Here is a 12,862-nt window from a genome sequence, read left to right on the forward strand (position 1 = left end):
CCATTCCCGATAAACTGACCGCCCCGGCCCCACACGGCCGGGGTTTTTCATTCCCCGGATTTTCCCCTTCCGATCCGTTTTTTATAGTAGATTTAAATGATAAACCCGACCTGATCTGTATGAACCAAAATCAACGTTTCCTATCCCTCGACGTATTCCGCGGGCTTACCGTGGCCGGCATGATACTCGTGAATACGCCCGGCAGCTGGAGCCATGTGTACGCCCCGCTGCTGCACGCCAAATGGCATGGCTGCACACCCACAGACCTTGTATTCCCGTTTTTCCTGTTCGCCGTGGGCAATGCCATGAGCTTCGCCATGAAGAAGTTCGACCAGCTGAGCAATGCACAGGTGCTGGGAAAGATCTTCAAACGCACCGCGCTCATTTTTATCATCGGCCTGGTGCTGGGCCTTTTCCCTTTTGTGAAATATGACGGCGACGGCAACCTGGTGCTGAAAAGCCTGGACACCCTCCGCATACTGGGCGTACTGCAGCGTATTGCGCTGTGTTACGGTATCGGCGCGCTGCTGATTCATTACCTGAAACCAAAAGGCGCTTTGATCGCCACCTGTATATTGCTGCTTGGTTACTGGGCGATCCTGTATTTCTTCGGCGGCAACGATCCCTACAGCCTCGAAGGGCATATCGGCCTGCAGGTTGACCGTGCCATACTCGGTGAAAAACACATGTATCACGGCGAAGGCGTTGCGTTTGAGCCCGAAGGGCTGCTGAGCACGTTGCCTGCCGTGGGTAACGTCGTATTGGGTTACCTCGTGGGCCTCTTTGTACAACGAAACCGCCAGAGCCGCAATATACTGCTGAAGCTGGTGCTGGCCGGCTCGGCGATGATAGCCGTGGCATTGCTCTGGAACGAAGTTTTCCCCATCAACAAAAAGATCTGGACCAGCTCGTATGTACTGTATACCGTTGGTATTGCCACGCTGCTGCTGTCCATTTTTATCTGGCTGATCGAGTTGAAAGGCCTGCGCGCGGGTACCTATTTCTTCGAAGTGTTCGGCAAGAACCCGCTGTTTATTTACGTGATGAGCGGGGTGATCGTGAAATTGTATTTCCTGTTCCGGATCGGCGCGGAGAAAGAAAACCTGTACGGCTGGTTATACGGGCATGTGTTCCAGCCCGCGTTCGGGGACTATCCCGGATCGCTGCTGTTCGGCCTGTTCCATGTGCTATTATTGTGGTTGCTCGGCTGGTGGATGGACAGGAGGAAAATATACATACGGGTTTAATTGGGTACGCTAACCCCTTCACGCCTGAATTTCTCCGCGTTTTGAAGGATGTACACGATCAGGTCGTATTCGGAAGCATCCACCACAAACCGGTAATCCGGCCGGTGATGGTTCATGAACCGCACGAGGCTGTCGCCCGCCAGCCCCGTGCGCGCCCTGACCAGCTCCGCCGAAAAACGCTCGTCGATAAACCGGTCCTGCTCATGTTTGATCAGCCGCTTTTTGAAAACGTCCGCCCGTTGGTTGCCGGCAAACGACAACGCTTTGTAAAGCTGATGAATATTCACGCCGATGCCCACCGGCGTGATCATCACCACCTCATGCACTTTCGGCCTCCGGAAATTAAAGGCGGCTTTAAATTCTTCCCGCGTTTCCAGCGAATCCCTTCGCCGCGTTTTTTTCACGATCTCCACGCCCGGCAGCGAGGTTACCAGCGTGCGCAGCCGCAGTTCCGCCGGTACCAGGTCTGCCCGCAGGCCCAAAGACAAATACCCCATTGCGCTGAAGAACAGCGTATCTTCCACGCCGGCGCCGATCGTGTAACGGCCGTTCGCATCCGTAATGGTCATTACATTCGTGCGGATATTGCGTACAGACACGCCTGGCAAGGGCAAAGAATCCCTGCCGGATACTGTGCCGCTTACGGCGGACTGCGCAGCGGCGGTCAGGGCCGGGGAACTGAAAATGCTGAGAAGAAAAATAAGTTTTCGCATGGCGCCGGATAACAAGTTATGGTTTCCGGTCCTAATGAAAAGTTAAAAGAGAAGGCTTCAGAATTTGTTTTTATCCGCTTTCATGGCGCGGATCATTTCGCCGTAATTCATGCCTTTCAGCATCGCATTGAGCGTGGCCGCAATGCGTTTGGCGCGGGTTTCATCGGTTTTTGCGCTGTCTATCCAGTTGGAGAAATACCGCTGATGGCCGGGCGCGAGGGATGTATAAAAACGCATGGCCTGGGGCTCGTCTTCCAGGCAGGCCAGGAAATCTTCATTCAGTTTCCAGCCCGTCTCGTCCTTTTCCAGCTGCACTTTTACGGACGCGCCCTGTTTTTTGCCGATCGCTTTCCGCATCACCGCGTTCACCGCCATAATAAACTGTCCTTCGCCCATGGGCACCAGCGCCACCTGTTCGATCGCGTGCTCGTCCAGTTTACCTTTTACCCGGTAGCTTTTTTTAACCCCGGGATTCAGCTTTTCCGAAAGCTCCTGGGGGATTTCAAGGTAAGTCCAGCCGGTTTTTTCACCCAGTTCGCCGAATTTCTTAAGAATGGCAGTGAAGCGTATCATGCCCGCAATTTAAAAATTTTTGCTCAACGCCTCCGGTAATCGGCCGTATCGCGAGCGTAATCGTAACTGGCGCGCCTGGCAGGCTTTTATTGAAGCGGCGATACTCATAGAAATTGGTGTCGCTTCTCATGTAGATCAGCTGGCCGGAAAGATCTACGCCGTATTTCGACTGTCCCGGCAGCTGCTCGTACACCGGCTCGTGCCAGAAGTCGATCACCAGGGAATCGAGGTAGAGATATGAAATATACAGGTTCTTGAAACCGTTTTTCCGCATACTTTGCATCGCCGCCCCTGCGTAGTCGCTGAAATACTCGAAAGCCCGCATGTCCTGCGGAAAGTAACCTCTTTCGGTCCTGTAACGTTTCATAGCGTTGCTGAAGGTGATGGTGGGGAGAAGATATACTGTAAAGTAAGCCCGGAAAATGTTAAGGATTATTTAAATAAGTCGATAATATTAGGTTTTCTTTGCCAGTGATAAACATTAGTTTTGTGGATCACCCTGACCGGAAGGGGGTTCCCGCCCCGGCAGGAGTAGCTGTAACAATGGGTATAAACCAAAAAAAGTGCTTAAAGGCATCATCTTATGTTAGATTTAAATGGAAAAAGCATCCTCATCACGGGAGGAACGGGGTCGTTTGGCAGGGCATTCACCCGCGAGGTATTCGAGCGGTGGCCGAAGATTAAAAGACTGGTGATCTTTTCCCGGGGTGAGCAGAAACATTTCCAGATGGCGCAGGATTATCCCGAAACGCAATATCCGCAGATCAGATTCTTTATCGGGGATGTGGGGGATTATGACCGGCTCAAAAAGGCATTGAAGGGAGTGGATTACGTGATCCACGCCGCCGCAATGAAACATGTGCCTATAGCCGAGTATAACCCGATGGAATGTATCCGGACAAACATAAACGGCGCGGAAAATATTATCAATGCCTGCCTGGAGACCAATGTTGAAAGGGTGGTAGCACTTTCCACCGCGAAGGCGGTGTCCCCGATTAACCTCTATGGCGCTACAAAAATCGCGTCGGATAAATTGTTCGTTGCCGCCAATAATATCAGGGGCGCCAACCCGATACGGTTCTCAGTAGTGCGATATGGTAACGTACTGGGGGCGAGCGGTTCGGTAGTGCCGCTGTTTATGGAAAAAAGGAAACAAGGGGCGTTGCCTGTTACGGATACTGATATGACCCGTTTCAGCATCACGCCCCGGCAGGCGGTGGATATGGTTTTGCATGCGCTGGAGACCGCCTGGGGCGGCGAGATCTTTGTGCCTAAAATACCGTCTTATAAAATTACCGACATGGCGGCGGCCATAGGACCGGATTGTGAGCTTAAGATCACCGGGCTGCGCCCCGGCGAAAAATTGCACGACGAATTGATCACCAGCGCAGATGCTTCCCATACGTACGATTTGGGCGAACACTACGTGATCCTTCCGCAAAACCCGGATTTTAAAGCAAAAGAGTTCGTCACAGCGTTCAATGCCGAGAAAGTTCCGCCGGACTTTCGGTATAGTTCCGGTGAAAACACCGGTTGGATAGGCATGGAAGAGATCAGGACGCTTATCCGGGAACATGTGGACCCTAAATTCACGCATGTTGCCCGGAACATCCCTTATGGCAAACAGGAGATTGATTATAAAGATATCGCGGCGGTGGTAGAAGTGCTGCAGTCGGATTTCCTGACGCAGGGATCGCGTATTGCCGAATTTGAAAAAGCATTTGCGGAATATATCGGCGCACGTTATGCGGTGGCTGTTTCAAACGGCACAGCCGCCCTGCACCTGGCCGCACTGGCCCTGAATGTGAACGAAAGCTCCAATGTGATCACTACCCCCATCACATTTGCCGCTTCGGCGAATTGCATCCGCTATTGCGGTGGGAAAGTAACGTTCGCAGACATCGATCCCCAAACGGCCACGCTCGACATTAACAAGGTAAGGGCATTGCTGGAAGCCTCGCCAAGGGGAACTTATACAGGCATTATACCCGTGGATTACGCAGGGTATCCCGTAAATCTCGAAGCATTCAGAAAACTGGCCGATGAATACGGGCTGTGGATAATCGAAGACGCATGTCACGCTCCCGGCGGATATTTTATAGACAGCAAAGGTGAAAAACAGTTTTGTGGGAACGGAAAGCTCGCGGAACTGGCTATTTTTTCTTTTCACCCGGTTAAACATATTGCCTGCGGTGAAGGCGGCATGATCACCACCAACGATCCTGTGTTGTACGACCGGCTGCTGCTCCTGCGTACGCACGGCATCACCAAAGATCCCGAAAAACTCCAGGAAAACCACGGAGGCTGGTATTATGAAATGCAATATCTCGGGCTTAATTACAGGCTTACCGATTTTCAGGCTGCTTTAGGTATTACCCAACTGAAGAAGGCGGACAAAGGGCTCGCCCGCCGTCGTGAAATCGCCCGTTATTACGCGGAAAAATTCGAGGGAACAAATGTGGACTTCAGCGTAGCGGTCAACGTAGAAGGACATGCCTATCATCTTTTTGTGATCAAGGTTAAAAACAGGAAACAGCTATACGACAAATTGAGGGAAAACCACATCTACGCACAGGTGCATTACATACCTGTTCATACATTGCCCTACTACCAGGGCCTCGGTTACCAGAAAGGCCAATACCCGCTTTCGGAAGCATTTTACGAGGTATGCCTTAGCCTGCCTATGTACCCCAGCCTTACACAGGAGGATCTCGATTTCGTCATCCAAACCGTTTTGAAATATGCCTGAGCAAACGGAACATTTTCAGAAGAAAGCCTTCCAGGAATATGAAGCGGACCAATGGTTCCAGCGTAATAAACCGTACCTCGACAATTACAGCGCCGGGGAAGATATCGTGATCAGCACCATCCGGAATTACAGGATCAAACCGCAGAACATCCTGGAGATCGGCTCGTCTGCCGGTTACCGGCTGGCTGCTCTCAAAAAACTGTTCCCTGAAACGAACGCGTTCGGCATCGATCCTTCGCAGCAGGCCGTGGATTATGGCACGCGTATTTACCCGGAAGTTCGTTTGTCCGCCGGTACCGCCGACCAGATGAACATATACGCAGACGGGCAGTTTGACCTGGTGGTGGTGGGTTTTGTGTTTTATGTGATAGACCGGCCGCTGCTGCTGAAAGTGATCGCGGAAATAGACCGTGTGCTGGCCGATAAGGGCATGCTCATCATCGTGGATTTTTTCTCCGAAAAAACGATCAAGAACAATTACCAGCATATCACGCAATTCCAGGCATACAGCTATAAACAGAACTACGACCGGATCTTTACCGAAACGGAACTGTACCAGCTGGTGTTCAAAGGCTCGTTCGACCTTGGCACCAAAGAGCCGGATTCCAGCGACGATTACTATAACAAATGCAGCGTAAGCCTGTTGAAGAAAGATATCTATGCAGCCTACAAATAAGATCATACTCGGCACCGTTCAGTTCGGCATTCCTTACGGCATCAACAACCGGCAGGGCATGCCCGCCATGCAGGAAGTGTTCGACATGCTGGATTTTGCCGGCGACAACGGCGTTTCCATGCTGGATACCGCCGAAGCGTACGGCGAAGCCGAAGCGGTGATCGCGGCGTATCACCGGCAGACAGGCAAACGTTTCAGCATCATTTCCAAATTCAAAGGCCAGGCGCAGATCGAAACATATACCCGCCGCAAGATCGAACTGCTCGGTATCGACAGGCTGTATTCCTACATGTTCCACAGCTTTGCGGAATATGCGGGTTATGCGGCGTTGATGAACGAATTAAAAGAACTGAAAGCAAAAGGGCTGATCGAAAAGATCGGCATTTCCATTTATACCAACAGCGAACTGGAAGCCGTGACCGGCGATGCAGACATTGAACTGGTGCAGCTTCCCTTCAACCTGCTGGACAATCACGCACAACGCGGCGCATTGTTGGAGAAAGCAAAAGAAGCGGGAAAAGAAATCCATGTGCGCTCGGTTTTTCTGCAGGGGCTGTTTTTTAAGGACACGAGCGCCTTTCCCGCAAAACTCTCACCATTAGCGCCTCATGTGGGAAAGCTGCAGCAGCTCGCCCTGGCGCACGACGTGCCGCTTGGTCAGCTCGCGCTGAATTACGCGCTGGCGCAACCGTACGTCGATAAAGTGCTTATCGGCGTGGATTCGATAGAGCAGCTGCGGGAAAACCTGCATGCCATCTGGCCCGCCACGCCGGCTTACCGGCATTTGTTCGAACAGGTGAACGGCATCGCGGTGGAAGACGCGGCATTATTAAACCCTGTAAACTGGAAATGATGCGGGTAGTGGCGATCACACAGGCACGAATCGGTTCTTCCCGCCTGCCGGGAAAGATCCTCCGTGAAATAAGCGGCCGCAGCCTGCTGGAAATTCACCTGCAGAGGATCGCCGGCGCCGCAACGGTCGGTAAGCTGATAGTGGCCACCACAAAGGAGCCCGGCATAGAACCCGCATTACGCGTCGCCGAGAAACTGGGCGTGGAATATTTCCAGGGCAGCACCAGCGATGTGCTGGACCGGTTTTACCAGTCGGTGAAAAACATCCGGCCGGAATATGTGATCCGCCTTACCGCCGATTGCCCGCTGATAGACCCGCAGGTGATAGACAAAGTGGTGCGTTATACGCTGGAGCATCAGCTGGATTATTGCAGCAACACGCTCGAGGAAAATTACCCGGACGGACAGGACGTGGAAGTATTCCGGTTCTCCACGCTGGAAAAAGCCTGGAACGAAGCCGCCTTACCTTCAGACCGCGAACATGTGACACCCTTTATCCGGAAGAACTCGGATTTTATGGGCGGAAAAATGTTCAAAGCCGCGAACTTCAACGACGGCGTACAGCTCGGCGGCCTGCGCATGACGGTGGACGAGCAGCGCGACTTCGACGTGATCGCCGCGCTGGTGGCGGAACTGGGCACCGACGCCAGTATGGAAGCATACGCGGAACTGTTGCTGAGCAACCCGGCGATCCGCGCCATCAACAATGAAATAAAAAGAAACGAAGGCTATCAAAAATCTTTAGAGAATGACGAATAAGTTCATAAAGTCTGATGCATTCAGGTCGAAGATCCACGACCTGATCCCCGGCGGGGCGCATACCTATTCAAAGGGCGACGACCAGTTCCCTTTGCTCTCGCCCGCCGCCATCAGTCATGGTAAAGGCTCGCAGGTATGGGATATCGATGGCAACCGGTTCCTGGATTGCTCCATGGGCCTCACGTCCGTGATCCTCGGCCATGCTTACGAACCGGTGCTGGAGCGCGTGCGCGCGGAGCTCGAAAAAGGCGTGAACTTTCAACGTCCCGCGTATATCGAAATGGAAATGGCGGAACGTTTCCTGAAAAATATTCCCGGTCACGACATGATCAAATTCGCCAAGAATGGCTCCACCGTTACCACGGCGGCTACTAAACTGGCACGCGCGTACACGGGCCGGAAGCTCATCGCGTTTCCCGGTGATCATCCGTTTTATTCGTACGACGACTGGTTTATCGGTAAAACCGTTTGCGACAAAGGTATCCCGGAAGAGATCTCCGCGTTGTCCGTCACCTACAGATCCGACGATCTCGATTCCCTGCGGGAATTGTTCGAAAAATATCCCGGTCAGATCGCCTGCGTGATCTCCGAGCCGGAAAAGAATTTCGGCCTGCCGGAAGGTTATCTCGCCAAAGCCATCGAACTGACGCACCGGCATGGCGCGCTGTACATTATCGACGAAATGATCACCGGTTACAAAACGGCTTTCCCCGGCTCGCTCACCAAATACAAGGTGAAGCCGGACATGGCTACCTGGGGCAAAGGCGTGGCGAACGGCTTTTCGTTCTGCGCGCTCACCGGCACCAAAGAAATAATGGAACTGGGCGGCATCCGGGAAACGGGGAAAGAAAAAGTTTTCCTCGTATCCACCACGCACGGCGGCGAAACGCATAATATCGGCGCGGCCATCGCCACCATCGATGTATTCGAACAGCACGACGTGATCGGGCATAATCATGCCATCGGCGACCGGCTGATCGCGAAATGTAAAGAAGCTGTGAAAAGCGCCGACCTCGGAGATTTCGTGGGCATTGCGCCCTGCAACTGGATGCCTGTTTTTATTTTTAAAGACAGGGAAAAGACTGCCAGCGCGGGTTTGCGTACGCTGGCCATGCAGGAGATGATCCGCAACGGCGTGTTGTTCCAGGGTGTGTTCGTACCGTGTTTTTCGCATACGGAAGAAGATGTGGCGCACTTTGCGGACGCTTTCGGCAAAACGCTGGACGTATACGCCAAAGCGCTGGAAGATGGTTTTGAAAAACATTTGAAAGGCGAACCGGCTAAACCTGTTTTCAGAAAATACCTGTAATGGGGAAGCAGACAAAAATATTGTTCCGTTGCGACGGCGGCCCGCAGATCGGTCTGGGCCACGTGATCAGGAACTGCGCATTGGCACAGATGCTCCGCGGGGAGTTCGATTGCCGGTTTTATATCCGCAATCCTTCGAAAGCATTGTGGAAATATGTGGAAGACGCGGGTTTCCCCGTGATGGAGCTTCCCGAAACGGACTTCGAAACGGAAGCAAAAGATTGGGCGGAGCAGCTGGATGGGAATGAAATACTGGTGCTGGACGGTTATTCCTTCAACACGCGTTATCAACAACTCCTGAAAACAAAAGGCAATAAGCTCGTTTGCATCGACGATATCCATGCGTACCATTTTGTGGCGGACGTGGTGATCAATCACGCGGGCGGCCTAACGGTACAGGATTATTCACTGGAACCTTTAACCCGCGCGTATCTCGGCACTGCCTATGCATTGCTGCGTCCTTCCTTCCTGCAGCCAAACGGAAACACCGCCCGCGAAGACGCGATACTGGTTTCCATGGGCGGCGCAGATCCGAAGAACGATACGATGGCCGTGCTGGAGCTGCTCAGGCGGAAAGGGATCGCTAAAAAATGTTTCGTGGTAACCGGCAGCGCTTACCTGCACCGGGATGCGCTGGAAACCTACATCCGTAAACACCGCCTGGACGCGGAAGTGTTGCAGAACCTGGACGAAGCCGCCATGGCGGCGCTGATGCGGAAATGCCGCTACGCCGTTTGCCCGCCCAGCACCGTGTCTTATGAATATTTATCTCTGCGCGGCGAATTGTATTTGCGGCAGATCGCAGACAATCAAAAAGACATTTATAGATTTTTTACCGGGGAAAAGCTGGCTTTCCCGCTGGAAGATATTTTTGTGGAGGATGCTGAAACGCTTACACAGTCTGCCTTACAGCAGGAGCGTTTTTTTGACGGGAAATCTCCGCGGCGGCTGCTGAAGCTGTTCCGCCAGCTCGATACCGAACAGCGGCTTACCCTTCGCCGGGTAACCGCGGCAGACAGCGATACGATATTCGAATGGGCGAACGAACCCGCCGTGCGGCAGCATTCGCTTAACCAGAATGCCATCCAACCGGAAGAGCACGCCGCCTGGTTCAACAACAAGATCATTGCGCCGGATGCGCGCATGTACATCCTGGAGCTGGAAGGCAAGCCCGTAGGGCAGATCCGCTTCGACATCGATATTCTCCGCTCGCAGGCCGCCATCGGTTATTCCGTAGACGCGGCTTTTCGCGGGAGAGGATTGGGAACGGCCGTGACAAGGCTGGGCATCGCCGCGCTGCAGGCCGCCCGGCCAGACATCCGGGAAATAAAAGCAGTGGTGAAAAACACCAATCTCCCGTCTATGCAGGTGTTCGAACAGCTCAATTTTTTAAAATCCGACGAAGAGACCATCCAGGGCCAGCCCTGTCATGTGTATCTTTTAAAACTTAACGCACGACCATGAAACCGATGGAATTTACAATAGGCCCGCATACCGTGGGCGCAGGCCACCGCCCTTTCCTCATCGCGGAAATGAGCGGCAACCACAACCAGTCGCTTGAAAGGGCGCTGGCCATCGTGGATGCCGCGGCGGATGCAGGCGCGCACGCCATTAAACTGCAAACGTACACGGCAGACACGATGACTATCAAAGGCGCCTATACCATCAGGGATGAAAATTCGCTCTGGAACAACCAGGAGCTGTATGACCTCTATAAAATGGCGTACACGCCCTGGGAATGGCACCAGGCTATTTTCCGGCACGCGGGAAAACGCGGTCTTCTCGCATTCAGCTCACCCTTCGACGAAACGGCGGTGGATTTCCTGGAATCGCTGAACGTGCCCTGTTACAAGATCGCGTCGTTTGAAAATACGTTCTGGCCGTTGCTGAAAAAAGTAGCGGCAACCGGCAAACCGGTGATCATGTCTACCGGCGTAAGTTCGCTGGCAGACATCAGCGAATCGGTGAATGTGCTGCGGGAGAACGGCTGCCAAAACCTCGTGCTGCTGAAATGCACGAGCACTTATCCGGCTACGCCCGAAAACACCAACATCCTCACCATTCCGCATATGGAACGGCTGTTCAATTGCCAGGTAGGCCTTTCAGACCATACGATGGGCACCGGCGTGGCGGTGGCCGCTACCGCGCTGGGCGCCACGGTGATCGAAAAACATTTTACGCTCCGCCGTGCCGATGGCGGGGTAGACAGTGCGTTTTCGATGGAGCCGGAAGAATTTAAACGGCTGGCGGAAGACACCAACAATGCATTCCTCGCGCTGGGGCATATCCAGTACGGCGTGCAGGAAGCGGAGAAAAAAAGCCTGCTTTTCAAACGGTCCATTTACGTGGTGAAAGACATTCAGCCCGGGGAAATATTCACCGCCGAAAATATCCGCGTGATCCGCCCCGGCGACGGGCTCCATCCGAAATATTACGAGAAGCTGCTCGGGCAAACCGCCAGGATGGCCTATAAGCAAGGCACTCCGCTTACGATCACCGGAATTTAATACAGCAGATAAGGAAGCATGAAAGTTTTATTTTTTAACGGCATGAACATCACGCCGCATATCGAAACCGAGATGGAGATCGCGACCGACCTGCTGAAGGAAGGCCATGACCTCTATTTTGTGCAATGCCGTGGCGAACTGCGTACCTGCTGCATCAACTTCACACGCGCCGAATGGATCTGCCGCGACTGCCGCAGCCGCCGGAAAAATTCGTTCAACATACTCGGCCTCCCTTCCGAAAAGATCCTGTATTTCGGGGATGTGCCCGTAGATGAAACGCTTATCCCTGAAAAATTCCCGTCGATAGACGAAGTGAAGGCCTTTACGTACGAAGGCTCGGACATTGGTATGGGCGTGGCTTCGTCGCTGATCTCGTCTTACCGCGACCATCGCCTCGATACGGAGAAATTCAAAAAAGAGATCCGCGACGGCATCTGGACGGCCATGTACGTGCATGAAAATGCAAAACGGATGCTGGACGAGCTGAAACCTGACCTGGTGATCTTCTTTAACGGCCGGTACCTCGAAATTCGCCCGATGATGCGGCTTTGCGAAGAAAGGGGCATCCATTTCCAGACGCATGAGCGCGGCGGCATCATAGAGAAATACATTCTTTGGGATAACAGCACGCCGCACTCGCTGACGGCGCTTGCGAATGAGATCGAAGAAGGATGGGAGAAAGCGCCGGAAGGGAAACACGAAAGGGGAAAGCAGTTCTTTGTAGACCGCCGCAACCGCATTATGCAATCGTGGTTCGTGTTCACTGCGGACCAGGAAAGAGGCAGCCTGCCGGCGGATTTCGAAAAGAACAGGAAAAACATCGTATTGTATAACTCTTCGCTGGACGAATACGAAGGCATTGCTAGCATTTCCGGCAAGATATACGCCAGCGACAATGCCGGCATCGCCAAACTGCTGGAAAGTTTTGAGCATCGCCCGGACATTCACTTTTATCTCCGTGTACACCCCAATCTTAAAGGGCTGGAAAACACGCAGGTGAGAGAATTAAACGAGATCGGCCGGCGTTTCAAAAACCTGACGCTGATAGGCGCTGAGGAAATGATCGACACGTACGCGCTGATGGACGCCGCGGACATCGTGGTGGTGTTTAGTTCCACCATCGGCGTGGAAGCGGCTTTCTGGGGAAAACCCGTGGTGCTGCTGGGCAATTCGTTTTACGACAGGCTGAAGGGATTTTATATGCCTGCCACACACGAAGAAGCCGTGGCCCTGCTGGAGCAGGATTTGCAGCCGCTGCCTTGGGGAGACGACCTGCTGAAGTACGGTTATTGGGAACTGGAAAGAGGCATTTACTACAAATATTATAAAGCCGAAGCGCTTTTCGAAGGCACGTTCATGGGGAAAAGCATCGCGGTGACGCCGGTGCAGAAAGCGCTGAACTACCTGCTTACGAAAGGAACGCGCAAACTGGCGAAGGGGAAACGGTTGCTGGGAAAATTAAAAAAGAAATAGCAGGA

The 12,862-nt window shown here is 53.0% G+C and carries 12 protein-coding genes; 9 read left to right on the forward strand and 3 right to left on the reverse strand.

The features are described 5' to 3' along the window. The first annotated feature begins 119 nt into the window (after positions 1-119). The gene (locus J7I43_RS13720; RefSeq protein WP_209146249.1) at positions 120-1,247 is read left to right on the forward strand and encodes an acyltransferase family protein; all 1,128 of its coding nucleotides are present in this window, start codon (positions 120-122) and stop codon (positions 1,245-1,247) included. On the opposite strand, the gene J7I43_RS13725 is transcribed toward J7I43_RS13720, so the two are convergent. Genes J7I43_RS13725 through J7I43_RS13735 form a run of 3 tightly spaced genes read right to left on the reverse strand, consistent with a single transcriptional unit; the run spans position 1,244 to position 2,900 of the window. After that, positions 1,244-1,960 carry a peptidase associated/transthyretin-like domain-containing protein gene (locus J7I43_RS13725; protein WP_209146250.1) on the reverse strand — a complete coding sequence of 239 codons (717 nt, stop codon included), beginning with the start codon at positions 1,958-1,960 and terminating at the stop codon, positions 1,244-1,246. The two genes, J7I43_RS13720 and J7I43_RS13725, sit on opposite strands and share 4 nt — an antisense overlap. 57 nt (positions 1,961-2,017) lie before the next feature. Further along, positions 2,018-2,533, reverse strand: coding sequence for a YdeI/OmpD-associated family protein (locus J7I43_RS13730; protein WP_209146251.1), 516 nt, complete (start codon positions 2,531-2,533; stop codon positions 2,018-2,020). Next, positions 2,508-2,900 carry a hypothetical protein gene (locus tag J7I43_RS13735; protein WP_209146252.1) on the reverse strand — a complete coding sequence of 131 codons (393 nt, stop codon included), beginning with the start codon at positions 2,898-2,900 and terminating at the stop codon, positions 2,508-2,510. Before J7I43_RS13735 ends, J7I43_RS13730 begins: the two co-directional genes overlap by 26 nt. 216 nt (positions 2,901-3,116) lie before the next feature. On the opposite strand from J7I43_RS13735, the gene pseB reads away from it, so the two are divergent. Genes pseB through J7I43_RS13775 form a run of 8 tightly spaced genes read left to right on the forward strand, consistent with a single transcriptional unit; the run spans position 3,117 to position 12,857 of the window. After that, a complete protein-coding gene (gene pseB, locus J7I43_RS24765; RefSeq protein ID WP_236023367.1) occupies positions 3,117-5,282 on the forward strand; it encodes a UDP-N-acetylglucosamine 4,6-dehydratase (inverting) in 2,166 nt (721 codons plus the stop codon). Beyond that, positions 5,275-5,958, forward strand: a complete 684-nt coding sequence (locus J7I43_RS13745) for a class I SAM-dependent methyltransferase (protein WP_209146253.1) — start codon at positions 5,275-5,277, stop codon at positions 5,956-5,958. The genes pseB and J7I43_RS13745 overlap by 8 nt, the downstream gene beginning before the upstream one ends. Continuing rightward, positions 5,942-6,811, forward strand: coding sequence for an aldo/keto reductase (locus J7I43_RS13750; RefSeq protein WP_209146254.1), 870 nt, complete (start codon positions 5,942-5,944; stop codon positions 6,809-6,811). The genes J7I43_RS13745 and J7I43_RS13750 overlap by 17 nt, the downstream gene beginning before the upstream one ends. Beyond that, positions 6,808-7,569, forward strand: coding sequence for a cytidylyltransferase domain-containing protein (locus J7I43_RS13755; RefSeq protein ID WP_209146255.1), 762 nt, complete (start codon positions 6,808-6,810; stop codon positions 7,567-7,569). The genes J7I43_RS13750 and J7I43_RS13755 overlap by 4 nt, the downstream gene beginning before the upstream one ends. Further along, positions 7,559-8,878 (forward strand): glutamate-1-semialdehyde 2,1-aminomutase, encoded by a 1,320-nt coding sequence (locus tag J7I43_RS13760; RefSeq protein ID WP_209146256.1) that lies wholly within the window; start codon positions 7,559-7,561, stop codon positions 8,876-8,878. Before J7I43_RS13755 ends, J7I43_RS13760 begins: the two co-directional genes overlap by 11 nt. Beyond that, complete coding sequence (pseG, locus tag J7I43_RS13765) at positions 8,878-10,341, forward strand: UDP-2,4-diacetamido-2,4,6-trideoxy-beta-L-altropyranose hydrolase (protein WP_209146257.1); 1,464 nt, start codon at positions 8,878-8,880, stop codon at positions 10,339-10,341. The genes J7I43_RS13760 and pseG overlap by 1 nt, the downstream gene beginning before the upstream one ends. Further along, positions 10,338-11,384, forward strand: a complete 1,047-nt coding sequence (gene pseI / locus J7I43_RS13770) for a pseudaminic acid synthase (RefSeq protein WP_236023368.1) — start codon at positions 10,338-10,340, stop codon at positions 11,382-11,384. Before pseG ends, pseI begins: the two co-directional genes overlap by 4 nt. Positions 11,385-11,402: 18 nt before the next feature. Continuing rightward, entirely contained in the window at positions 11,403-12,857 is a 1,455-nt protein-coding gene (locus tag J7I43_RS13775; protein ID WP_209146258.1) for a capsular polysaccharide export protein, LipB/KpsS family, read from the forward strand. Positions 12,858-12,862: the final 5 nt, after the last annotated feature.

This window comes from Chitinophaga chungangae, assembly GCF_017742215.1.
GTDB classification, from domain to species: Bacteria; Bacteroidota; Bacteroidia; order Chitinophagales; family Chitinophagaceae; genus Chitinophaga; species Chitinophaga chungangae.